17 protein-coding genes and 1 pseudogene are annotated in these 22,823 nt (G+C 71.0%); 11 read left to right on the top strand and 7 right to left on the bottom strand.

What is annotated here, in order from left to right; translation table 11 throughout:
* Positions 1-68 precede the first annotated feature (68 nt).
* Both ABZ260_RS20915 and ABZ260_RS20910 read left to right on the top strand, forming a co-directional pair.
* Positions 69-251 (top strand): annotated as a pseudogene (locus ABZ260_RS20915) (phenylalanine--tRNA ligase subunit alpha); the annotation flags it as partial.
* A gap of 9 nt (positions 252-260) precedes the next feature.
* The gene (locus tag ABZ260_RS20910; protein ID WP_355620008.1) at positions 261-1,103 is read left to right on the top strand and encodes a hypothetical protein; all 843 of its coding nucleotides are present in this window, start codon (positions 261-263) and stop codon (positions 1,101-1,103) included.
* Positions 1,104-1,269: 166 nt separating this feature from the next.
* Here the strand turns inward: ABZ260_RS20910 and ABZ260_RS20905 are convergent, their stop codons facing one another.
* Entirely contained in the window at positions 1,270-2,580 is a 1,311-nt protein-coding gene (locus tag ABZ260_RS20905) for a hypothetical protein (protein ID WP_355620005.1), read from the bottom strand.
* A gap of 360 nt (positions 2,581-2,940) precedes the next feature.
* Here ABZ260_RS20905 and ABZ260_RS20900 point away from each other — a divergent pair, with 360 nt between their 5' ends.
* The gene (locus tag ABZ260_RS20900) at positions 2,941-3,765 is read left to right on the top strand and encodes a HAMP domain-containing sensor histidine kinase (RefSeq protein WP_355620002.1); all 825 of its coding nucleotides are present in this window, start codon (positions 2,941-2,943) and stop codon (positions 3,763-3,765) included.
* A gap of 196 nt (positions 3,766-3,961) precedes the next feature.
* On the opposite strand, the gene ABZ260_RS20895 is transcribed toward ABZ260_RS20900, so the two are convergent.
* A complete protein-coding gene (locus ABZ260_RS20895) occupies positions 3,962-5,809 on the bottom strand; it encodes a DUF4118 domain-containing protein (protein ID WP_355619999.1) in 1,848 nt (615 codons plus the stop codon).
* A 200-nt stretch (positions 5,810-6,009) separates the two neighbouring features.
* Between ABZ260_RS20895 and ABZ260_RS20890 the strand changes: the two genes are divergently transcribed.
* Positions 6,010-6,642 carry a response regulator transcription factor gene (locus tag ABZ260_RS20890; protein WP_355619996.1) on the top strand — a complete coding sequence of 211 codons (633 nt, stop codon included), beginning with the start codon at positions 6,010-6,012 and terminating at the stop codon, positions 6,640-6,642.
* Positions 6,643-6,752: 110 nt separating this feature from the next.
* Here ABZ260_RS20890 and ABZ260_RS20885 read toward each other — a convergent pair whose 3' ends face one another.
* From ABZ260_RS20885 to ABZ260_RS20865, 5 genes are all read right to left on the bottom strand, one after another.
* Positions 6,753-7,145 (bottom strand): response regulator transcription factor, encoded by a 393-nt coding sequence (locus ABZ260_RS20885; RefSeq protein WP_355619993.1) that lies wholly within the window; start codon positions 7,143-7,145, stop codon positions 6,753-6,755.
* 154 nt (positions 7,146-7,299) lie between these two features.
* Complete coding sequence (locus ABZ260_RS20880) at positions 7,300-8,520, bottom strand: glycosyltransferase (RefSeq protein ID WP_355619990.1); 1,221 nt, start codon at positions 8,518-8,520, stop codon at positions 7,300-7,302.
* 49 nt (positions 8,521-8,569) lie between these two features.
* Positions 8,570-9,880, bottom strand: coding sequence for an MFS transporter (locus tag ABZ260_RS20875; RefSeq protein WP_355619987.1), 1,311 nt, complete (start codon positions 9,878-9,880; stop codon positions 8,570-8,572).
* A gap of 104 nt (positions 9,881-9,984) precedes the next feature.
* On the bottom strand, positions 9,985-13,665 hold the full coding sequence (locus tag ABZ260_RS20870) for an MMPL family transporter (RefSeq protein ID WP_355619984.1): 3,681 nt from the start codon (positions 13,663-13,665) through the stop codon (positions 9,985-9,987).
* A complete protein-coding gene (locus ABZ260_RS20865) occupies positions 13,665-15,461 on the bottom strand; it encodes a fatty acyl-AMP ligase (protein WP_355619981.1) in 1,797 nt (598 codons plus the stop codon). Before ABZ260_RS20865 ends, ABZ260_RS20870 begins: the two co-directional genes overlap by 1 nt.
* A 384-nt stretch (positions 15,462-15,845) precedes the next feature.
* Here ABZ260_RS20865 and ABZ260_RS20860 point away from each other — a divergent pair, with 384 nt between their 5' ends.
* The 7 genes from ABZ260_RS20860 (at position 15,846) to ABZ260_RS20830 (ending at position 22,768) form a co-directional block, all read left to right on the top strand.
* Positions 15,846-16,478: a helix-turn-helix domain-containing protein gene (locus ABZ260_RS20860; protein WP_355619978.1), complete on the top strand. Its 633-nt coding sequence runs from the start codon at positions 15,846-15,848 to the stop codon at positions 16,476-16,478.
* Between the two features lie 244 nt (positions 16,479-16,722).
* Positions 16,723-17,550 carry an SAM-dependent methyltransferase gene (locus ABZ260_RS20855; RefSeq protein ID WP_355619975.1) on the top strand — a complete coding sequence of 276 codons (828 nt, stop codon included), beginning with the start codon at positions 16,723-16,725 and terminating at the stop codon, positions 17,548-17,550.
* Positions 17,551-17,859: 309 nt separating this feature from the next.
* Positions 17,860-19,029: a homogentisate 1,2-dioxygenase domain-containing protein gene (locus ABZ260_RS20850; RefSeq protein WP_350955240.1), complete on the top strand. Its 1,170-nt coding sequence runs from the start codon at positions 17,860-17,862 to the stop codon at positions 19,027-19,029.
* A gap of 142 nt (positions 19,030-19,171) precedes the next feature.
* The gene (locus ABZ260_RS20845) at positions 19,172-20,011 is read left to right on the top strand and encodes a hypothetical protein (protein WP_355619972.1); all 840 of its coding nucleotides are present in this window, start codon (positions 19,172-19,174) and stop codon (positions 20,009-20,011) included.
* A complete protein-coding gene (fahA, locus tag ABZ260_RS20840) occupies positions 20,011-21,168 on the top strand; it encodes a fumarylacetoacetase (protein ID WP_355619969.1) in 1,158 nt (385 codons plus the stop codon). Before ABZ260_RS20845 ends, fahA begins: the two co-directional genes overlap by 1 nt.
* Positions 21,169-21,250: 82 nt before the next feature.
* Positions 21,251-21,688, top strand: a complete 438-nt coding sequence (locus ABZ260_RS20835; protein WP_355619966.1) for an NfeD family protein — start codon at positions 21,251-21,253, stop codon at positions 21,686-21,688.
* A gap of 3 nt (positions 21,689-21,691) precedes the next feature.
* Positions 21,692-22,768 (top strand): SPFH domain-containing protein, encoded by a 1,077-nt coding sequence (locus tag ABZ260_RS20830; protein ID WP_355619963.1) that lies wholly within the window; start codon positions 21,692-21,694, stop codon positions 22,766-22,768.
* The last annotated feature ends 55 nt before the right edge of the window (positions 22,769-22,823 follow it).

Genomic DNA, 22,823 nt, shown 5'->3' with positions numbered 1-22,823 from the left:
CGGTCAGCGGCGGCGTCACGATGCATTGACACCTCGGGCGAGGGTCCGCGGGTCCGTGCGAGACGTGCGGCGGCGGGGGATGGATCGAGTGGGGCTGGTGCGGCACGGTCCGCCCCCTGGTGCTGACCACCTGCGGCGTCGATCCGCACAGGTACGGCGCGTTCGCCTTCGGCGTGGGCGTCGAGCGCACCCTGATGCTCCGGCACGGCCTGAAGGACATCCGCGACATCGTCGGCGGCGACATCCGCTTCCCGCTCGGGATGGACGAGTTCGCCCCCGGCGGCAGGCCCGGGCCCACTCCCCGCCCCCGGAGCACGGCCACCACACGCGCCGTGCCGGCCGCACGGGCCGTACCCGATCTGGAGATCATCCCGTTGACCCGAGGCGGCCACGGCAGGAGAGGCCTGCGGGGACGGGAGGCCGGCGGGGGGCTCACCCGCTCGCAGAGCCTGCGACGGCGGATCGGGCACGCGCTGGCGGGGGCGGGGTACGTCGAGACGCCGCGCTTCCCCTTCGTCTGCGACGCCGCGTGGGACGCCTTCGGCCTGGCGCCCGACGACCCGCGCCGCGCCACGCTGACGCTCACGAACCCGATCAGCCCGCGCGAGCCGTCGCTGCGCACCACGCTCCTCCCCGGGCTGCTGGCCGCGCTGGGGCTCAACCTCGCCCTGGGAAATCACCACCCGGCGCTCTTCGAGCAGGGAGTGGTCTTCGCACCCCGCACGGGCGCCGACCCCATCCTCTCGCCCCTGGCGGACCACCGCCCCACCGCGAGCCGGCTCGACGCGCCGAACGCCACCGTCCCCGCCCAGCCCAGCCATCTCGCCATCGCTCTGACCGGCGAGTCGTCGTGGGCCCGCGCCGTCGACACCGCGCGGACGGCCGCGCACGTCATGGGGGCCGGCCTGATCACGCGCCCCACCGAGTACGCGCCCTGGCGCCCTGGACGCTGCCTGGAGCTGCTCGTCGGCGAGGCGGTGCTCGGCCACGCCGGCGAGCTGCACACCGCCACGGTCCAAGCCCTGGGCCTGCCACCGGGGACGAGCGTCATGGAGATCGACCTCACCGCGCTGGAACATCTCACCGATCATAGAAGCGCGTGACGTCCTCCCCGCCCGGCCCGGTGGCCATCGGCATCCGGAAAGCCAGGAGGCCGGGGACTCCACCGCTCGCCCCGCCCGCCCGCCGGCCAGGTCTGCCGGTTCACGGTCCCGGTGAAACCGGCCTGAGCCGCTTCACCGGGACATCGCGGGAGATCGCGGGAGTGCGTCAGGCGGCCGCGAGATAGATCTGGCCGAAGGCCTCGGCGAGCTTCTTGAGGTCGGTGGTCACGTCCACCTCGGGGTTGGCCGGGTCGTAGACGGCGGCCAGGCGACGCTGGATCGGGGTGAGCTTCTTCAGCTGCTCCCAGGCGGTCAGCCGGTTCACCGCGCCCTGGGCGTCCTGGACGCGGGTCCAGACGTTCACCTGCTGGGCGGCGCCGTCCTTGACGGGCACCGACAGCCGGGAGGCGATCTGCTCATCGGTCACCTGGCCGACGAGACCGGTCTCCTCCGCGGCGATCTGGGTCAGGACGTCCCACGACCGGGCACGGACCTGGATCCACTGGTTGCGGTGGGCCTGCTCGGCGTCGATCTTCCAGGTGTCGTAGCCGCCGTACAGCAGGCCGGTGTCCAGGGAGAGCTGGTCGACGCGGCCCGCGATCAGCGGGGACTCGATCTTCTCCGGGGCGAGCAGCGGGTACCGCTTGCGCATCTCCGCCTTGCAGGTGTCGTTGGCGCCGCAGGCGAGCTCGGGGACCACGGTGTGCATGCCCAGCCGCTTGCCGGGCGCGGCCTGGCGGAGGGCGTCGGAGGCCGCGGTGACGAACGCGGTGATCTCCGCGTCCGTCTTGAACGTGCTGTTGTAGCCCAGCTGGGAGGTGAACCGGATGCCCGCGACCTCCGGACGCGCGGCAAGCGCGCCGATGCGCTTGACGGCGGCGGTGAAGGTCTCGGTGCCCGCCTTCCAGTCGTCGGCCAGTTCGGTGTCGATCCAGACCCGCAGCTGCTGGGCCTTCGCCGCGGTGATCGCCTGGCCGGCCGGAGTCCGCGCGGCCGCCGCGACGACGGCATCCTGGGTGCTCGTGGAGGTCGACTTGGCGGCACCGGTCGGTTCGGATCCGTTGACGGTGCCGTCGCCGCCCTCGCCGTGCCCGTCGATCGAGCACTGCTGGCCCGCCTCGCACTCGGGCGCGCCGTCCTCTCCCGACCCCTCGGGGAGGGGGGAGTTCTCGTCGCCCTCGGCGCCGCCGCCGGGCGGCTCGGGGCAGGCGCCGGCCGAGCAGTCGATGAACTTTCCGTCGATCGGGCCGGCCTCCTTGAGGTGGGCCGCGTCGTCGCTGCCCCAGAAGAGCGCGACGCCGAGGGCCTCTTCCGGCTTGGCCAGCCAGTGACACACGACGTAGGCCGGGGCGTCGGCCCCCATCAGATCGTTGCAGCTGCGGGGATCGTCCTGCGAGTACGCGGCCCCGGGCGTCATGATCCCGACGAGCGCGAGCGCGGCGCCGACGGCGAGGGCCCGGCGCAGAGTAAGTCGCATGTCTTGAACTCCCCGGGTAAAGCTGGTCAAAACGATCGATCCACACTTTACCCAGATCGCAATGGGCTCAACAGCCCCAGTCAAGGACCCACAGGACTTTGATACCTTCCGGCTGATCCGGCGTCCCACGCGGGCGGGAGCCCGGGGCATTGCAGGTAGCCGGAATGCCGATATCCCGCTGGCGTGAAGCGACAAACGGGGGCTGCCAGCGCAGACGACGGGCGGCGGGGACAACATCATGGTGGTGAGGGCAACCGCCCGGGGAGACGGGGAACCTCCGCCGCGGTGTCGAGTCGATGACGAGACTCCACCACCCTTCTCGAAAGCGCACCGATCGGTGCAGAGCGAAACAGGACCCTAATGTCGCCGTACGTCAACGATCTGAGCAGCCGGTTCCACGGGCTCCCAGGGTCGGACGAGATCATTTGTCTCGCCCTGGCGACCAGTGACCTGCTGAAGCGGATGGAGAGCGCCAGGAACCGGATCGACCGGTCTCTGGTCCAGCAGCGGCGATTCGTGTCCGACGCCTCGCACGAGCTGTTCACCCCGATCGCCGGGCTCAGGGCTCTCCTGGAAGAGGCCCGGCTGCATCCCGAGGAGACGGACCTGCACGAGCTGCTGGCAGACACGCTGGGAAACGTCGACCGGCTTCAGAAGATCGTCAGCGACCTGCTGATGCTGGCGAAGGTCGGCACGAACCCGCCGGACGCGTTCGTCAGCACGGACCTGGGCGAGCTGGCCCGCGCCACGGTCTCGCGGCGCGAGGACGACATCCCCGTACGACTTCGGCTCACCCCCGGTATCAGGGCGGACGTCGTCGACGCGGAGATCGACCGGCTCCTCTCCAACCTCCTGGACAACGCGCAGCGCCATGCCAGGCGCACGGTGCTGGTCGAGGTACGCAGGGACGGTGAATACGGCGAACTGACCGTCACCGACGACGGGGAGGGCATCGCCGACGCCGACAGGGAACGGGTCTTCGAGCGGTTCACCCGGCTGGACACGGCCCGCTGCCGCAACCGGGGAGGCACCGGGCTCGGCCTCACGATCGCCCGCGACATCGCCGAAGCCCACCTGGGAACCATCAAGGTGGACGGCTCTCCCCTGGGCGGCGCACGGTTCGTCCTCCGCCTTCCGCTCGCCACCGCCGCACGGCTGGACGACCATGAAGAGACCGCCTCCTGACACCTGTCCGAATGACCGCGGGATCCACCAAGCCCCCGTCCCCTGACCGGACGGCCGCCCGTCCAAGCTCCCCCGGACCCGCGGCCGAGTTCCCTCTCCGGCCCGCTCGCCCAGGGCCTCCCGGGCGAGCCTGCCCCACCGGCCGGCGGCCGGTGGGGCAGATCCCCCGCTCACCCCGGCGAGCCGGCCGCGGTCGTCAGTTCTCGATCGGCACCATCACCAGAAGCGACGTACCCTCCGCCGCGGAACTCATGATCGTCAGCTTTCCGCCGAGCGCCTCGACGCGGTCCCTGAGCCCGATGAGCCCCGACCCCCCGCCGTACTCGGCTCCCCCGGTCCCGTCGTCGCTGACCGAGAGCCGGACCGTCGCCCCGGTCACACCGAGGGTGACGCACACCACGGAGGCGTGCGCGTGTTTCACCACGTTGGTCAGCGCCTCCGCCGCCGTGTAGTAGAGAGCCACCTCGACGCGTTCCGGCAGGCGCGGGACGGAGCCCAGCTGGAGTTCCACCGGAACGGCGGAGCGGCGTGCGAGCATCTTCAGCGCGGGTGCGAGACCGCCCTTCGAGAGGATCGCCGGGTGGATGCCCCTGGAGAGCTCCTGCAGATCCTCCACGACCCCGGTCAGCCCCTGGACCGCCTGGGACAGCTGCTCCCTGAGCTCGGTCATCCCCGGCGGCACCCCGGCCTCCACCGCGCGCAGTTCGAGCCCGAGCGAGACCAGCCGCTGCTGGGCACCGTCGTGCAGGTCGCGCTCGATGCGCCGGCGGGTCTCGTCGGACGCGGCGACGAGGCGCGCCCGGGAGGCGGCGAGATCGGCACGGGCCTGCGCGTTCGAGATGGCGGTCGCGATCAGCTCGGTGAAGTCCCTCATCCGCCCCTCGGCGCCTTCGAGCCTTGGCTCCCAGCGGTTGTAGAAGGCGAGCACCACACCCCACAGCGAGCCGTCGACGATCACGGGAGAGCCGAGCGCGGAGGTGACGCCCATGTCATGGGCCCACTTCACGATCGTTCCCGAGGCCTCCTCATAGTTCGCTATCCGGGCCGGCCTTCCCGTCCTCAGCACCATGCCGGTGACGAGCGTCTCGTTGATCGGCCACTGCGAGCCGAGAGGCATCACCTTCCGCGCGTCCTCCCGGAGACTCCACGAACCCGCCACCGTCGTGTGGTCGTGGTTGTAGCGGCTGATCGACAGGTGGTCCGCCTTCATGAGGGAGCCCATCTCGCAGGCGACCGCGTTGAACAGCTCCGTCGAGGAGATGCCCCGTGCCACGAGGGTCGCGACACGCCGCAACGTCGCCTGCTCCTGCGCGATCCTGCGGAGCTCGTCACGGCTGGACGCCAGGACCGCCCTGACGCTCTCGCGATCGCGGGCCGCCCGCAACAGTGCCTCCAAGGAGGGCAGCATCCGGTCGCGCAGGCGTATCCGCACGTCCTTCGGCACGTCGGCGGGAATGACGAGCGTGCCGATCCGGCTGTCGTTCTCCATGAGCGGCAGAGCCTCGCCGTGCTCGCCGGCGGGGACCTCATCAAGCCGGATCTCCACGTTCGGTGCCCCCAGACCCCGCGCCAGGAGGCGCGAGGCCGGCGGCAGCGCCGCGCTCAGACTCTCCGCACCCAGCAGGATGTGGGCCAGTTGCACGGCGAGGTCCGCCTCGCGGCGACGTTCGTTCGCCTGGACGCCCAGTGAGCGCACCCGCGCCGCGATCAAACTGGTCGCCAGCCCGACGAGAAGAAAGATCGGAAGCGGGGTCCAGCGCCAGTTCTCCCCGGGGGAGAAGGCCTCCAGCGGGGGGAGGGTGAAGTAGTCGAAGGCGATGGCGCTGGCCAGCAGGGTCACCAGTCCCGGCCACAGGCCCCAGACGGCCGAGATCAACAGCACGCCGAGCAGGTAGATCCCGCTCAGGAAACCACCCGGTGTCAAGCGGGACAGAAAAGTGGACAGGACGACTTCCGCCGCGATGCACACGGCGCCACATACGATCCCCCACACAAAGGATTGACGCTTTGTGTACGGCAATGACGACAGCAGCCGCTCCTGCATAGAGACTAAGATACTCGCATGTCAACGAGATATTTCACACTTCGTCCCTGACCGTACCCCGCCCGGCGGACTTACGGCCGATTGTCCAGAGTATTGGGAATTCCTTAACCCTAAAGTAGCCATTCTTTTAATGATGGGTCCGCCGGGAAACAGACCGCGAAAGGACGATGGTCGTGTACGAGAACCGGATACGCGTAGCAGTGGCAGACGACGACGTACTTTTCCGCGAGGGGATGTCGAGCCTGCTGACACGATCGGGCTTCGAAGTCGTCGGCCAGGCCGGAGACGCGGTGGAGATCCTCCCCCTGGTCCGCGAACACCGGCCGGATCTCGTCGTTCTCGACATCCGGATGCCCCCGACCCACACGAACGAGGGCCTTGAGGCGGCCCGGATGATCCGCGAGGAGTTCCCGGACATGGGGATCCTCCTGCTGTCGGCGCACATCGAGGTGGAGGAGGCGATGGAACTGCTCGCCACCGGGCACCGGGTCGGCTACCTGCTCAAGAGCCGGGTGACCGGGGTGAGCGACTTCATGGAGACGCTCGAACACGTCGCCCTAGGCGGCTCGGTCGTCGATCCGAGCCTGGTGCGGGAACTCATCAAGGCCCACCGCAGGGACGATCCGCTGGAGCTTCTCACCACGCGCGAGCAGGAGGTCCTCGCCCTGATGGCCGAGGGACGCTCCAATGCCGGCATAGCGAGCAAACTCTGGATCACCGAGGGCACGGTCGAGAAGCACGTGCACAGCATCCTGTCCAGGATGCGGATACCGGGGACGGAAGACGACCACCGCCGTGTCCTCGCCGTACTGACCTTCCTCGAATCCCGCTGACAGGGGGCACTGTCCGGGTGCCTTGAAGGACCAGTGGGGCCGGTGGTACCGATGAGGCGGCTTGGCGTCGCGGGCCGATCCGGTGGGAGACCCGCGGAACACGCCCCGGGTCAGCTGGAGCCCAGCTTCCCCTCCTCGCAGGTTTCCTGGAGAATGTCGCGGATCGCCGCCCCGGAAAGGGCTGACTTCGACAGGAACGCGATGGCGGGACCGGCCACGATCATGTCCACGAAGTCCCTCTCGGCATGGGTCGAGATCATGATGATGTGCGGGCGGCTATCGAGCCGCACCCGCGCGAGCCGCTGAGCGACGTCGAAACCGCTCTCCTCACCGAGATCGATGTCGACGAGCGCGACGTCCGGCCGGAAATCGCTGATCTGCCGAAGGGCCTCGTCGCCCGCGGAGGCCATGCCGACCACGGCGATCCCCTCCCGCTCAAGCAACGCCCGGGCGGCACAGCGGAAGTGATCGCTATCATCGACGATTAGACAACTTATGGCCACACCTCGAGGATCTCAGGGGAGCGGCGTCGGCACATTGCAGCTAGCCGGAAACTCAGCCGGTCAGCAGCAGGTACGGGGCACTACCGGCGGGCCTCAGGTGCCCCGGAGACCGCCCCCGTCCAGGGCTCCGGCGGCCCAAGGCGCCACCTTCCGGTCAGACTCCGAGCGCCTCGCACGCGCGCCCCACCCCGTCCTCGGCCCGCAGCCGCTCTCCCAGCCGCGCCGCCACCGCCCGCGTTCCCGGATCCCGTACGGCATGTACCACCCGTGCGGCCAGCGCTCCCACGGTGGCCCTTCCGATCGGCAGCGGTGCGGGTCCGGCCCCCAGCGACGCCACCCGTGCTCCCCAGAACGGCTGGTCGGAGAAGAAGGGGCAGATCACCCCCGGTATCCCGGCCCGCAGGCCCGCCCCCGTGGTTCCGGCACCGCCGTGGTGCACCACCGCGGCCATTCGCGGGAAGAGCCACTCGTGATCGATATCGCCGATGACGAGCATGTCGTCGGCGCCCTCGTACGGCATGCCCCCCTGCAGGACCCCCCGCACCCCGGCCCTGCGCAGCGCCGCCACCACCGTCTCCGCCGTCGCGACCGGGTTGGCCGGAACCATGCTGCCGAAGCCCACGAAGACCGGTGGCGGCCCCGCGTCGAGGAACGCGACGATCTCGGAGCGGGGAGGCAGCGCGCGCTCAAGCGACCAGAAACCGGTCAGGTGCACGTAGTCCGGCCAGTCCCGCGGGCGGCCGACGATCCAGGGACTGACCCCGCACAGCACCGGCACCCGATCGGCCCGTGCCCGCCGGAACGGGCTGCCCCGCATGGGCCCGAGCTTGAGCACCCGGCCCCGCAGCCGGTTCACCATGCGGCCGAGCAGCAGCCAGCTCAACCCCTCGACCAGCGCGTAGCTGGCCCGGTTACCGGCTCCGCCGAGCGTGCGCAACGGCACCAGCGGGTTGGGGAAGGCCCGGGTGGGCTCGCTGGGCTGGAAGTGCAGCAGCGCGTACGGCATGCCGTACCGCTCGGAGAGATGGTGCCCGAAACCGCCCAGCGCGGGTGACAGGACGAGGTCGGCTCCGGCGCAGGCCGCGTCCACCTCGGCGACCAGGCGCTCGGCGAGCGGTTCCACGATCGTGCGAAACCCCCTGGCGAACCCGGCGGGGCCACTCCGCAGCCACGCCTGCCCCTCCTCGGACTCCATGATCTTCAGCGGGTCCATGCTGATCGGGCTGAACTCCAGCCCCGCCTCCTCGACCAGCCCGCCGTAGCGGCCCGCCGCCACGATCATGACCTGATGCCCCCGCCGGGCGAGCCCGGCGCCGAGCGCGACGCACGGCTGGGTGTCACCCCGCGAGCCGAACGCCAGGACCGCGATTCTCACCGGAGCCTCCCAGAACCGACTGCCCGCCGAAACTCACCGGTCCGGCGGCTCATCGGAGCGTCACCAGGCTGATGGCCGCCCCCGTGACGACCAGCCCCGCAGCCACCAGCAGGCCCGTCGAGTAGCCGGCCGTGAAGCTCGCGGAACCGTTGACGATCACTCCGATGATCGCGATGCCGAACAGCCCCGACATCTCCCGGGCCACACTGAACACACCCCCGGCCACCCCTGCCCTGGACTCGGGTACGGCACCCAGCACCGCCGACCCCAGCGGCATGGTCAGCGCCGAGCCGATCCCGATCACGCATACCGATGGCAGCAGTTCGGCCCAGCCGTCCCCCGGGCGCAGGAACGCGACGGCGGCCATGCCCGCGGCGACGAGGACGAGCCCCAGCGCCACGGTGCGCGCGGCGCCGATCCGGCGTTCCGCGAACGGCACCAGCGGCGTGACCACGACGACCAGCAGCGCCAGCGGCACGAACGCCAGCCCGGACGCGGTGGGGCTGAAACCGAGCACGCCCTGCAGGAACAGCGCGGTGAAGAAGAAGACCCCGTTGACCCCGAGTCCCCAGAGCACCTGGGCGATCACCCCGCCGGTGAAGGTTCGCGACCGGAACAGCGCGAGGTCCACCATCGGGTCCTCACCGAGCCTCTCGGCGACGGCGAAGACCAGGGCGGCGGCCACCGCGAACAGCACCGCGACCAGGATCGGCGGCGAGGTCCAGCTCAGCTCGGCCCCAAAGGTCAGGGCGAAGGTACCCGCCGACAGGACGACCACCGACGACGCGACCCCTGGGACGTCCACCCGGGCGGCCCGCTCGTCGCGCGACTCCGGGATCGCGACGGTCGCGAGCGCGATGATGAGGACGCCGAGCGGGACATTGAGCAGGAAGATCCAGCTCCAGTGGAAGTGCTGGGTGAGATAGCCGCCGACGACCGGCCCCAGGGCGAGCGCGCCCGCCCCTGACGCCATCCAGACGGCGACCCCGACGGACCGCTGCCGCTCGTCGTTGCCGACCGCGACGATCGCCAGCATCGCGGGCAGGATCAGGGCCGACCCGGAACCCTGCACCAGCCTGGCGGCGACGAGCGCGCCCACCGAGGTGGCCAGCCCCGCCGCGAGGGACGCCGCCGTGAAGACGGCCAGTCCCGCGACGAGCACCCTGCGACGGCCGTAGACGTCGGCCAGCCTGCCACCGGCGAGCATGAAGCCCGAGAAGGTGAGGACGTAGCCGGTGACGACCCATTCGAGCGCCGCCAGCGACGCGCCCAACTCCGCCTGCAGGGTGGGCAGCGCGACCGTCACGACGGTGTTGTCCAGGGTCGTCACGAATCCAGCCAGCCCGATGACCAGCAGCAACAGCCCTCGCCGCGCTGCCGGCGCCCCTGACGGCGACGCGGCGGACGGAGCCGGTACGACCTGTGCGTCTGGCCTGGGCCGCGCGCCCGGTACGGCCCGATCGCTCACTCGTCCACCTCTGTCCACTCCCAGCCGGATCCGTCGGCCTTGGGGCGTACGACCCGCGTGGTCCTGGTGCCCACGGCGACCCAGCCTCCCGCCGGTTCCTCCGCCTCCCGCCTCGCGGGCGCCCTGCCCACGGGCTCCCCCTCACCACGCGGTACGGCAGCGGGCGGGGAAGCGGGGACCGTCGCCCTCCGCTGCACCCCCGCCGGAGGTCGCGGAACCTGGGAGGCCGGAACCTGGTGTACCGGAACCTGGGAGGCCGGAAGCGACGGCGGTGACGGGACCGGGGCCGGGGTCTGCGGAACCGCAGGCGGGGAGGGGGTCGAGGGGGAAGCCTGCGGAGATGCCGGGATCGCCTGCCGGAGCGCCGGAGGACCCGGCTCGATCGCCCTGGCCACCGGCCGTACCAGCGGCTCCAGCTGGTCGATCAGATGGCTGCTGACCGGCGGCAGGCTCGGTACGCGGCGCGCGTCCTCCGCCCCCTCCCCGGGTTCCAGCCTCCCCACCTCCCCAGGTACGGGCGCCGGGGCCGGGTGACGGGGAGCCTGTTCCATCGCGTCCCGCACGGTCAGCAGGGGCTCCGGCGGGGACGGCTTCTCCTGCTCCTCGGCCCAGTGCCAGCCGGGACCGTCCAGGTTCGGCTTGATGACCTTCCTGGTCCTCCCCCCGGCCGGCCCGGGTCCGGACGTCGGCGGTGCGGTGGACGCGGCGGCGGGCCTGGCCGCCGGCCGGGCGGGAGGGGGCGGGGGCGGCTCGGCGTCGAGCCCGGGCATGGGGTAGGGATTCGACCGGTTCTGCCGGAAGGAGGCATCCGAGATCCGGGACCGCCAGGGACGTGCCGTACCGGGCTCGGGAGACGGGGTGCGGGACCCGTTGCGCGGTACCGCCGGGTCCGGGCGCGAGCCCCGGGTCTCCTCCCGCGCCGCACGGGCGTTCGACACCGGGACATGCGGGCCCGCAGGCGCTCCCGCAGCGTGGACATACGGGTCCACGGGCGCCCCCCAGGACTCCTCTCCCGCAGCGCGAACCTCCGGCACCGGAACATGCGGGTCCAGGTGTACGCCCCAGAGCCCCTCCCCCGTGGCGCGAACACCCGGCGCCGGGACGTGCGGGTCCATGGGCGAGTCCCAGGATTCCCCCTCTGCCACATGGACATCCGGCACCGGAACATGCGGGTCCAGAGGTGGGGCGGGGGGCGGGGGAAACTCCTCGGCCCACTGCCAGTCGCCGTCCCGGCCGGTCCTGATGACGCGTACCGGAACGGCGGGGGCGATCGGCAGCGGTTCGGCGGGCGGTGGCGGGGGAGGCCCGGCGGGAACCTGAGGGGAGGTTCCGGCGGCGATCTGCGGGAGCCGCGGGAAGTGGGCGAGACGGCGCGCGGGAGCGGCACGGTGGGCACCGGGGGCACCCGCGCGCTCCACCATCACGTACGTGGCGGGAAGCTCGTCCGTGGCGTGCTCGCGGATCTCGATCCGCCGGTGGAAGCCGCGCAGGAAGCTCGGCAGCCACCAGTTGGCCTCGCCCATCAGTCGCATCGTCGCGGGCACCAGCAGCGCCCTGACCAGGGTGGCGTCCACCACGATGGCCACGAACATGCCGACGCCGAGCATCTTGACGATCGTGATCCCGGCCGTGGAGAACGCCCCGATGACGACCAGCAGCAGCAGGGCCGCGCTGGTGATGACCCCTCCGGTCCGCTCCAGCCCGACCGCCACGGCCACGGTGTTGTCGCCGGTTCTGAGCCACTCCGCACGGACCCTGCTGAGCAGGAACAGCTCGTAGTCCATGGAGAGCCCGAACACCACGGCCAGGATCAGCACCGTGATCGTCGCCTCGATGCTCCCCGTCGGGGTGAAGCCCAGAACGCTCGCGAGGTGGCCGTCCTGGAAGGCCCAGACGATCACGCCGAACGACGCCCCCAGCGACACGACGTTCATCAGGATCGCCTTGACCGGCAGCAGGATCGAGCCGAACGCGGCGAACAGCAGCAGGCCCGTCATGAGACAGACCACCAGCGCGGTCCACGGCAGGGTGGCCCGCAGGCTGGCCTGGAGGTCCAGCTGGGCCGCGGTGGGGCCGCCGACGACGACGTCCTGGAAGTTCGGCTCGGGCGGCAGCTCGCGGATCCTGTCGACCAGCGCGCGGGCCTCGTCCGACATCGGGTCCCTGTCGTAGCGGACCGCCAGCCGCACGGCGCCGCTGTTCTGGGAGACCCCGGTGACGTCGACGCCGGTGACGTGGTCGAGCGCCTCCAGCCGCTCGGCGAAGACCTTGACGTCCAGCGGGCCGACCGGGGTGACCGGGGTGATCCCCGAGTTTCCGACGCCGATGGGGCCGCGCTGGGTACCGACCTCGGAGGTGAGCGCACCGGGCGCCGACGCGGTCATCGGCCCGACCAGGTCGCGCTCGACGAGCACGATGACCTCGATCGGCGCGAGGGCGTTCTTGGCGAACCTCGCGTTGATCTCCTCGGCCACCTGGCGGCTCTCGAACCCCTCCGGCAGTACGCGATGGTCCACGCTGCCGAACCGCGCGTGCGCGAAGGGCGCGGCCAGCGCGACGAGGAGCAGCCCGACCCCGAGGAGGTACGCGACCGGGCGGCGCATCACGCTGGACGCGATGGCGTGCCAGGTCCCGCCCCTGCGACTGCCGAAGTCGGGCATGACCTTGATCGCGTCCACCTTCGGCCCGAGCACGGCCAGCAGCGCGGGCAGTACCACGATCGCGGACACCATCGCGACCAGCACCACCGCCGCCGCGCCCAGCCCTATCGACCGCAGGAACATCTGCGGGAAGAGCAGCAGCCCGCTGAGCGAGGTCGCCACAGTCAGCCCGGAGAAGGCGACGGTGCGTCCGGCGGTGGCAATGGTCCGCACGACCGCCGCCTCGGTGGACGCCCCCCTGTGGATCTCCTCCCTGAAGGCGTTCAGCACGAAGAGCGAGTAGTCGATGGCCAGCCCGAGCCCGAGCATCGTCACGACGTTCAGCGAGAACACCGAGACGTCCGTGACCTCGGTGAGCAGCCTCAGCAGCAACAGCGCCCCGGCCACCGAGAGCAGCCCGACGACCAGTGGCAGGCCCGCCGCCACCAGGCTGCCGAAGACCATGACGAGCAGGACGAGCAGTACCGGCATCGAGATGGCCTCGGCCTGCTGCAGGTCGGCGCCGGTCTGCGCGTTGAGGTCCTTGAGCAGCGGGATCCTGCCGCCGATCTTGACCGTGTATCCGGCGGGCGCCCGGCGGAGCTCGTCCCTGATCTTCTCGTACCCGCTCTGCTTGGTCAGCTGCCCGCCGCGCAGGGTGATCAGCGCGTAGGTGGAGTGCCCGTCCTCGGAGACGAGTTCCCCGGCCTTGGTCGACCAGTAGGTGGTGGTGCTCGCGACCTGCTCAGCGGGCAGTGCGCGGAGCGCTTCCCGCACGTCCTTTTCGAACCGCTCGTCGGCGGCCTCGTAGGTGGGATGCGTGTAGAGGGCCACCACGTCGGGTGAGTTGCCGCCGAACCATTTCTGGCTCCACTCGGCGGCCGAGGTCGACTCGGCCCCCGGGTCCTCGAAGCCGCCGTCGGACATCCTGCCGAACAGCCCCAGCCCGAAGTAGCCGGCGAGGACCGCGAACACCGTCCCCAGGACCAGCAGGGACCAGCGCCCTCGGTAGACGACCCGCCCAAGCGACTCGAACATCAGACGTCGGCACCTTGCCCATCGGCCGAGAACCCATCGGCCGGAAGCCCGTCGGCGGGGAAGGCGCCGGGCGGGAACTCACCGTCCAGGTAGGCCCGCGCACAGGCACGTCTGGCGATCTTCCCGCTGGACGTGCGCGGCACGGCCCCCGCCTCGACCAGTACGAAGTCATGCAGCCGCAGATCATGATTTTTCGTGACAGCGGCGCGGACGTTGACCGCGATCTCGTCGATGTCCCGCCCGTCGGCCTTCCGTGACCGCTCGGCCACCACCACCAGCCGCTCGGTCTCCTCCCCCGGCACCGCGAACGCGGCCACATGGTCCCTGCGGATGGCCTCCTCGGCCTCCTGCACAGTCACCTCCACATCCTGTGGATAGTGATTGCGCCCGTCGACGATGATCAGGTCCTTGATCCGTCCGGTGATGTAGAGCTCGCCCCCGTGCATGACGCCCAGGTCACCGGTGCGCAGCCAGGTGCCCTCCTCCCCTTCGAGGACGTTGCCGAAGACCTCGGCGCTGCGCTCGGCGTCCCGCCAGTAGGCCCGCGCCACGTTGGGCCCCCGCACCCAGATCTCGCCGACCTCGCCGTCAGGTCTGGCCGTGCCGGACGTCGTGCCGGATGTTGTGCCGGACGTCGTGCCGGACATGGAGGCGATGACCACCCGCTGGCCCGTCGGCACCCCGCAGGAGACGAGGTCGCTGACCCGGCCCCGCCCCGTGTGCGGCACCGCGCGCCCCGCGGTCAGCGCGTCGCGGTCGAACAGGGTGACGCGGGCGGGCAGGTCCCGGTCCATCGCGGTGACGAACACCGTCGCCTCGGCCAGGCCGTAGCCGGGGGTGTGCGCCTCGGGCCGCAGCCCGCACCTGGCGAACGCCTCGGAGAAACGGTCGATCGTGCCGCCCCGGAGCGGCTCGGCACCGTTGAGCATGACCGACACCCCGGACAGGTCGAGCGTGGCCTTCTCCGCCTCGGTGACCCGGCTCGCCGTGTACTCGTAGGCGAAGTTGGGGCCGCCGGTGAACACGTCCTCCTGCCCGGAGAGCATCCGCAGCCAGCGCACCGGGTGCATGACGAACGCCACCGGGTCCATGAACATCGACTGGTTGCCGCCCACGATCGGCGCGGCGATGGTGGCGATCAGGCCCATGTCGTGGAAGAGCGGCAGCCAGAGCGCGGCCGTGGACACCCTGGGGGTGGCACGGAACGCGGTCCACAACTGCCTGGCGTTGGCCGTGAAGTTGCCATGGCCGATCTCGACCCCTGCCGGGGCCCGGGTCGAGCCGGAGGTGTACTGCAGGTACGCCAGGTCGTCGGGGCCGATCGGTTCGGGGTCCCACTCGTCGGCCAGCAGGTCGGAGACCGTGTCCAGGGTGATGATCCGCTTGGGCCGGGGCGCGGAGCGGCCGTCCAGGAAGGCGTGCACCCCCTCCAGGGCGGGCGTCGTGGTGAGCACGCACACCGGGTCGGCGTCGGCATAGGCGCGGACCAGCCGATCGGCGTGACCGGGCAGGTCCGGCGCGAAGAGCGGTACCGCGACCACCCGGGCGTACATCGCCCCGAGCATCGCGACCACGTACTCAAGCCCCTGCGGCGCCAGGATCGCCACCCGCTCGCCCGGGTGCATCACCTCTCGCAGCCGTACGGCCAACGCCCGTGCCCGCAGGTCGGCCTTCGCCCAGGAGAGCGTGTGCCGCACCCCGTCGCGCCCGGCGGAGTAGTCAAGGAAGGTGTAGGCCGGAGCGTCAGGGATCTCCCGTGCCCACCGCTCAACCTGGGCGATCAGCGTCTCGCTCATGCTCAAGGTCCCCTCGCCGAGGTACAGGGACCTAGCAACTTACGTCAGGGGTATCTCGCAATTCTTGCCAAAGCACTCCACATTCCCGGCTGCCGGTTATTACCGGCATGACAACTGATCACCAATCGATCTGACCGCTCGTGCGAACCGGCCCTGACCCCGGGTCCCCTGTCACAGATCCGGCCGACCGCTCGTACGCAGGCCCCTGGCGGGGACCCGCCCGTGCAGGCCGAAGCGGGGCTCGGGCTCCCCGGCGCCGTCGAGAATCTCCGCGACGTACTCCGCCGGAGCCGGAGCGTGCCCGCCTTCGGCAGGGGACGTACCGGCCGGTGCCGGGGCGGCGGCGATAATCGGGGCATGGTTCCAGCCCAGTGGGTGTCCTAGATGCCGGCCGAATCCTCGCAGACCCTGGAGCGCGGCCTGCGGCTGCTCCGCCTGCTCGCCGACGGGCGCCGGGGTCGTACTCCCACGGAGCTGGCGGCCGAGCTGGAGCTGAGCCGCCCTGCGGTGTACCGCCTGCTCACCAGCCTGCAGGGCGAGGGCTTCGTCCGCCGGGACAGTGCCGGGCGGGTCCACCTGGGCTTCGGTGTTCTCGTCCTGGCCCGTGCCGTGCAGCCGCTGCTCCGGGAGGGCGCCCTGCCCACCCTGCGCGGGCTGGCCGAGGAGGTGGGCGCGACCGCGCACCTGACGGTGGCCGAGGGCGACGAGGGCCTGGCGGTGGCGGTGGTCGAGCCCTCCTGGACGAACATGCACGTCGCCTACCGCGAGGGGTCCCGCCACCCGCTGACCCGGGGCGCCGCCGGGCTGGCCATCCTCGCCCTGCGCGAGGGCCGCACCGGCTACCAGGTCTCCGAGGGGCAGCTCCAGGAGGGCGCCCGGGGCGTCGCCGCTCCGGTGCCCGGCGTCCCCTGGCTGGAGGCATCGGTGGGCGTGGTCGCCTTCACCCCCCTCGACCAGGACTCCGTCGGCCCCCGGGTGGCCGCCGCCGCCGCCGAACTGTCCGGCTCGCTCGCCTGACGATCCGACGGGCGTGATCCCTTTCCACTCCGCCCCGTCCGGCCCATGTGCCTGGCGGTTCGGTGGGCGTGGTCCCCTTCTCCTCGCCCCGAGATCCATCATCCCGAGCCGTCCGCCCCTGTTGGCCTGACGGTTCCGCATATTAAATACGGCGATAAACGACAAACAATGACGAGAGCGGCATAGGACCGGCAAGATGGCAAAATAGAGATCTTCCCCCACTGACGCCAGAGAAAGAGCCTCCGTGTCCGACGAGACCTCCCCGCACGCCTCCGACCGGCGGCCGGCGACCCCGATCGACTCCGGCGTGGCCCATTCCGCCCGGATCTGGAACTACTGGCTCGGCGGCAAGGACAACTACGCCATCGACCGTGAGATCGGCGACCAGTTCGTCGGTATATTTCCTGAAATCGTGGATATTGCCCGCTCGTCCAGGGCGTTCCTCTCCCGCGCTGTCGAGTACATGGCCGGTGAGGGCGGGATCCGTCAGTTCCTCGACATCGGCACCGGGCTGCCCACCGTCGACAACACCCACCAGGTCGCCCAGCGGGTGGCCCCGGACGCGCGCATCGTCTACGTCGACAACGACCCCATGGTGCTGACGCACGCCCGCGCCCTGCTGACCGGCACCGCCGAGGGCGCGACCGAGTACATCGACTCCGACCTGCGCGACCCCGACAGGATCCTGAAGGCGGCCCAGGCCACCCTGGACTTCGACAGGCCCGTCGGGCTCATGCTGATGAACATCCTGGGGCACATCCCCGACATCGACGAGGGCCGCTCGATCGCGCGCCACCTGCTGGCCGCCCTGCCCTCCGGCAGCTACCTGGCGGTCGCCGACGGCACCAACGTCATCAACGGCGAGGAGTTCGAGAAGGCCATCGCCATCTGGAACGAGGCCGGCTCGGTCCCGTACATCCTGCGCAGCCCCGAGCAGATCGCGAGCTACTTCGAGGGTCTGGAGCTGGTGGAGCCCGGCGTGGTCTCGTGCCCGCTCTGGCGTCCCGGACCGTCGATCGTCGGCGGCCTCCGCGAGGTGGACGAGTTCTGCGCCGTCGGCCGCAAGCCCTGATCCGCTGAGAGGCGCTCTGTCGCCGGAGCAACCGGGGCCCGCTTCCTCAGCGGGCCCTTCTTTCATGTTCGGCCTCCCTCGGGGGCCGCGTGCCTGACGGCCGAGGTGCGGTTCCCCAGGCCCCGCACCGGCCGGCGGAACGCGTGGCGGCCCCGGGCTCTCCTTCTCCACCGCCGTTACGCCCGGCTGTCAAGCCGTCCGGCACGCCGGGAACCGGCGGACGACGTTTGACATCCATCCCGCCCTGACAGATGGTTGTTCGTATAAAGGACATGAGTGTCCGATAAACGGACAGAGCGGGAGAAGCGGATGCCGTACTACCGGGTCGTGGGGGAGATACCTCGCAAGCGGCACGTGCAGTTCCGGCGGCCCGACGGCGGGCTGTACGCCGAGGAGCTGATGGGTGAGGAGGGGTTCTCCAGCGACTCGTCGCTGCTCTACCACCGCCATCTCCCCACGGCGATCCTCAAGGCCGAGGCCGTCGAGCCCACCGAGGCCGGCAGGCTCGTCCCCAACCTGCCTCTCTCCCCCCGTCACCTGCGCACCCAGGACCTGCCGGTCGGAGGCGACCTGGTCACCGGGCGCGGGCTGCTCGCCGGCAACGCCGACGTCCGCATGTCGTACGCCGCGAGCGAGACGCCCAGCGAGCTCTACCGCAACTCCATGGGCGACGAGTGCGTCTACATCGCGAGCGGGCGGGTCAGGTTCGAGTCGACGTACGGGGTGATCGAGGCCGGGGAGGGTGACTACGTCGTCATCCCCACCGGGACCATCCACCGCTGGGTGCCGCAGGGCCGCGTCACGGCGTTCACCATCGAGGCCGCGGGGCACATCCGCCCCCCCAAGCGCTACCTGTCCACCCACGGCCAGTTCCTGGAGCACGCCCCCTACTGCGAGCGCGACCTGCGCTCCCCCGGCGAGCCCCTCATCGTCGAGGGCGAGGAGGTGCCGGTGCTGGTCCGCACCCGCGGCGGGCTGACCCGGCTGGTCTACCGCAACCACCCGTTCGACGTGGTCGGCTGGGACGGCTGCCTCTACCCGTACGCGTTCAACATCAACGACTTCGAGCCCATCGTGAAGCGCACCCACGCCCCGCCGCCGGTGCACCAGACCTTCGAGGGCCCGAACTTCGTGATCTGCTCGTTCTGCCCCCGGCCGCTCGACTTCCACCCCGACGCGGTCCCGATCCCGTACAACCACCACAACGTCGACTCCGACGAGCTGATGTTCTACGCGGGCGGCGACTACACCGCGCGCAGGGGCTCGGGCATCGACGTCGGCTCGGTCTCGCTGCATCCGGCCGGGTTCACCCACGGCCCGCAGCCGGGCGCCGTCGAGGCGGTCATCGAGGCGGTCGGACAGGGCCACACCCAGACGAGCGAGCTGGCCGTGATGGTCGACACCTTCCGTCCCCTCGACCTCGGCCCCGCCGGCCTGTCGGTGGAGGACCCCGGCTACGCGTGGACGTGGGCCCGTTGACGGGCGGGTGCCCGGCGGCGGATTCGGCCGCCAGGGTCGGCCCGAGCACGGACCCCGTCTCCTCGGCCACCCCGAGTACAGGTGCGGGGCGGACACGGTCACGGGATCGCCACTGGGTATGGGCAGGGCCATGGGTACAGACATGAACACGGACCCGGGAATGGGAACGGCGGCGCTCTTCCGTGGGCTCGTCGACGACGCCGGACTGTTCCCGCCGACCGGGTTGCCGATGACCGAGGCCCTGGAGCGGCACCGGAACGACCTGGCCGGCAACGATCCGGTGCTCACCCACCGGTTCCTCTGCCCGGCCGGCCGCCTGGCGGAGCTCCGCGACCACCTGACCTTCCCGATCCGGCTCGGCCTGATCATGGACACCCCCGCCCTCCCGCCACTCGACGGCCTCGCCGTCGAGCTGGTCGAGGTGCGGCAGACGCCGGACGAGACGCCTCAGGCCGTGTCGGAGCGGCTGGCCGACGGGCTGCCCGCCGGGGCCAGGCTCTTCGTCGAGGTGCCCCTCGACGGCCGTGGGCCCCTGCCGCGCGACGGCTCGGGGCCCGGCCTGAAGTTCCGCTGCGGCGGACTGACCGCCGACGCCTTTCCCAGCGCCGTCGACCTGGGCGCCCTCATCGCGCACTGCGCGGAGTACGGCGTGCCGTTCAAGGCGACCGCGGGCCTGCACAACGCGGTCCGCCACTTCGACTCCGCGCTGGGCGTGGACCGGCACGGCTTCCTCAACCTGGTCCTCGCGGTCTGCGCGGCCGCGGAAGGCCGTGATCCGGTGCCGGTGCTGAAGCTGACGGACGTCGGCGAGTTGGTGCGGCTCGCGCGGGCCGTACCCCAGGAGACCGCGACGCGCGCCAGGAAGCTGCTGGTCTCGTACGGATCATGCAGCACGAGCACCCCGATCGAGGACCTGACGGCCCTGGGCCTCGTCGCCCGGCGCCCGAGCGTGACCACCCGCACAACGAAGGAGAGCAAGTGATGGCTTGGGGCCTGGAGAACCTGCCCTACGGAGTCTTCTCCCGCCACGAGGGGGAGACCCCTCGCGTCGGTGTCCGGTACGGCGATCAGATCGTCGACCTGGCCGGGGCCCTGCACGACGAGGTGTTCGCCACCGGCTCGCTCAACGCCTTCATGGCCAGGGGCCCGGTCGCCTGGCGCGACACCCGCACCCTGATCCAGAACAAGCTCCGCACCGACCTGCCGGTGGTCGAGCCGCACCTCGTCCCGCTGGAGGAGGTGACGCTGCACCTGCCGATCGAGGTGGCCGACTACGTCGACTTCTACTGCTCGCTGGAGCACGCCTCCAACCTGGGCCGGATCTTCCGCCCCGACGAGGAGCCGCTCAAGCCGAACTGGCGGCACCTGCCGGTCGGCTACCACGGCAGGGCCGGGACCGTCGTCGCCTCCGGCACCCCGATCACCCGGCCGTCCGGGCAGCGCGGCGCGGGGGTCTTCGGCCCGTCCGTCAGGCTGGACATCGAGGCGGAGCTGGGGTTCGTCGTCGGCGCGCCGACGGCCCTCGGCGACCGGGCCGGACGCTTCGAGGACCACGTGTTCGGCGTGACCCTGGTGAACGACTGGAGCGCCCGCGACATCCAGGCCTGGGAGTACGTCCCGCTCGGCCCGTTCCTCGGCAAGTCCTTCGCCACCTCGATCTCACCGTGGATCACCCCGCTCGCCGCCCTGTCCGAGGCCCGCGTCGAGGGCAGGGCGCAGGATCCCGAGCCGCTCGGCTACCTGCGCCGCGAGGAGCCCTGGGGGCTCGACCTGCGGCTGGAGGTCGCGGTGAACGGCGAGGTCGTCTCCCGTCCCCCGTACCGGGACATGTACTGGACGCCGGACCAGATGCTCGCCCACATGACCGTCAACGGCGCCGCGCTGCGCACCGGCGATCTCTACGCCAGCGGCACGATCTCCGGCACCGGGCCGGGCGAGCGCGGCTCGCTGATCGAGCTGACCTGGAACGGGACCGAGCCGCTCAAGCTGCCCGACGGCTCCACCAGGTCGTTCCTGGAGGACGGGGACATCGTTACGATCACCGCGACGGCCCCGGGACCCGGCGGAACCGTGATCACTCTGGGCGAGGTGTCGGGCAGGATCGCACCCGCGAGGCAGGAGCATCGTGATCGATCCTGACAGGCGTCGAGCAGAAGACATACGGTAGGGAAAGGAACCTCCCCGACGTCCGACCCGTTGAACAAGGCAGGAGGGCCGGAGCATGGATTACTGGGTCATCTGGCTGATTCTGGCGGTCGTGCTGGTAGTCGCCGAGATCTTCACCCTGACCACCGCTCTCGGCCTGCTCGGAGGCGCCGCCCTCGTCGCCTCCGTCGCCGCCGGCCTCGGACTGCCGCTCCCGCTCCAGCTCCTGGTCTTCGTCGCCTCCCTGGGCGCGGGGGTGGTCGCGATCCGGCCCATCGCCAGGCGCCATCTCAAGGGGCTGCAGCCCCGGAGCCAGCGGTTCGGGATCCAGGCGATCGTCGGCAAATCCGCGTACGTGCTGCGCGAGGTGACCGGTCAGGACGGCCGGGTGCGGATCGGCGGCGAGGAGTGGTCCGCCCGAGCCTACGACGAGACCCTGGTGATACCCGCCGGGGCTACCGTCGACGTCATCGAGATCGAGGGCGCGACCGCTCTCGTGTATCCCCGGGAGTGACTCATGGACGCTCTGCTCATAGCCGGGCTTCTCATCGTCCTGCTGGCGGTGTTCACCGTGGTTCGCTCGGTGCGCATCGTCCCGCAGGCACGGGCCCGCAACGTGGAGCGGCTCGGCCGCTACCACAGCACGCTCAAGCCCGGCCTCAACTTCGTGATCCCGTACATCGACCGGGTCTATCCGATGATCGACCTGCGCGAGCAGGTCGTCTCCTTCCAGCCCCAGCCGGTGATCACTGAGGACAACCTGGTCGTCGAGATCGACACGGTCCTGTACTTCCAGGTCACCGACCCCCGGGCGGCGGCGTACGAGATCGCCAACTACATCCAGGCCGTCGAGCAGCTCACGGTCACCACGCTGCGCAACGTCGTCGGCTCGCTGGACCTGGAGATGACGCTGACCTCGCGCGACACGATCAACAGCCAGCTCCGCGGTGTGCTCGACGAGGCGACCGGCAAGTGGGGCATCCGGGTCAACCGGGTGGAGATCAAGGCCATCGACCCGCCGAAGAGCATCAAGGAGGCGATGGAGAAGCAGATGCGCGCCGAGCGCGACAAGCGTGCGGCGATCCTCAACGCCGAGGGCCAGCGGCAGTCGCAGATCCTCACCGCCGAGGGTGACAAGCAGAGCGCGATCCTGCGGGCCGAGGGTGACCGGAGCGCCGCGATCCTCAAGGCCCAGGGCCAGTCCCAGGCCATCGACGAGGTCTTCCAGGCCGTACACCGCAACGACCCCGACCCCAAGCTGCTGGCGTACCAGTATCTCCAGGTGCTGCCGGAGCTGGCCAAGGGCCCGAACAACACCTTCTGGGTGATCCCCAGCGAGGTCACCTCGGCCATCCAGGGTGTCTCCAAGGCGTTCACCGAGGCGCTGCCGCAGTCGGCCGCCACCCGCGAGGCCCCCGCGATCAGCGAGGACACCGCCAGGGAGACGGCCCAGGCCGAGCAGGCCGCCGCCGAGGCGGTCGCCGAGGCCGCCGAGGCCGATCTGGGGCCCCGCCAGCTCAACGCGGCCCCGTCCCCCCTGCCCACCGACGGCCTCTCGGTCCCCCAGGAGGAGCACCACCGCACCACTCCCTGACCCCGCCCGCTCCCGGCTTCGAGGCCCCTGTCACGACGATCGTCGTCGTGACAGG

Origin of the sequence: Streptosporangium sp. NPDC006013 (assembly GCF_040614275.1) — a bacterium.
Classification (GTDB): Bacteria; Actinomycetota; Actinomycetes; order Streptosporangiales; family Streptosporangiaceae; genus Streptosporangium.
This window is presented reverse-complemented; position numbering and strand designations above follow the sequence as displayed.

Bases quoted from the DNA above. Each gene is read 5' to 3' on its own strand.
- ABZ260_RS20910 (WP_355620008.1), top strand. From the start codon at position 261: ATGGACGAGTTCGCCCCCGGCGGCAGGCCCGGGCCCACTCCCCGCCCC.
- ABZ260_RS20905 (WP_355620005.1), bottom strand. From the start codon at position 2,580: ATGCGACTTACTCTGCGCCGGGCCCTCGCCGTCGGCGCCGCGCTCGCG.
- ABZ260_RS20900 (WP_355620002.1), top strand. From the start codon at position 2,941: ATGTCGCCGTACGTCAACGATCTGAGCAGCCGGTTCCACGGGCTCCCA.
- ABZ260_RS20895 (WP_355619999.1), bottom strand. From the start codon at position 5,809: ATGCAGGAGCGGCTGCTGTCGTCATTGCCGTACACAAAGCGTCAATCC.
- ABZ260_RS20870 (WP_355619984.1), bottom strand. From the start codon at position 13,665: ATGTTCGAGTCGCTTGGGCGGGTCGTCTACCGAGGGCGCTGGTCCCTG.
- ABZ260_RS20865 (WP_355619981.1), bottom strand. From the start codon at position 15,461: ATGAGCGAGACGCTGATCGCCCAGGTTGAGCGGTGGGCACGGGAGATC.
- ABZ260_RS20860 (WP_355619978.1), top strand. From the start codon at position 15,846: ATGCCGGCCGAATCCTCGCAGACCCTGGAGCGCGGCCTGCGGCTGCTC.
- ABZ260_RS20850 (WP_350955240.1), top strand. From the start codon at position 17,860: ATGCCGTACTACCGGGTCGTGGGGGAGATACCTCGCAAGCGGCACGTG.
- ABZ260_RS20845 (WP_355619972.1), top strand. From the start codon at position 19,172: ATGAACACGGACCCGGGAATGGGAACGGCGGCGCTCTTCCGTGGGCTC.
- fahA (WP_355619969.1), top strand. From the start codon at position 20,011: ATGGCTTGGGGCCTGGAGAACCTGCCCTACGGAGTCTTCTCCCGCCAC.
- ABZ260_RS20835 (WP_355619966.1), top strand. From the start codon at position 21,251: ATGGATTACTGGGTCATCTGGCTGATTCTGGCGGTCGTGCTGGTAGTC.
- ABZ260_RS20830 (WP_355619963.1), top strand. From the start codon at position 21,692: ATGGACGCTCTGCTCATAGCCGGGCTTCTCATCGTCCTGCTGGCGGTG.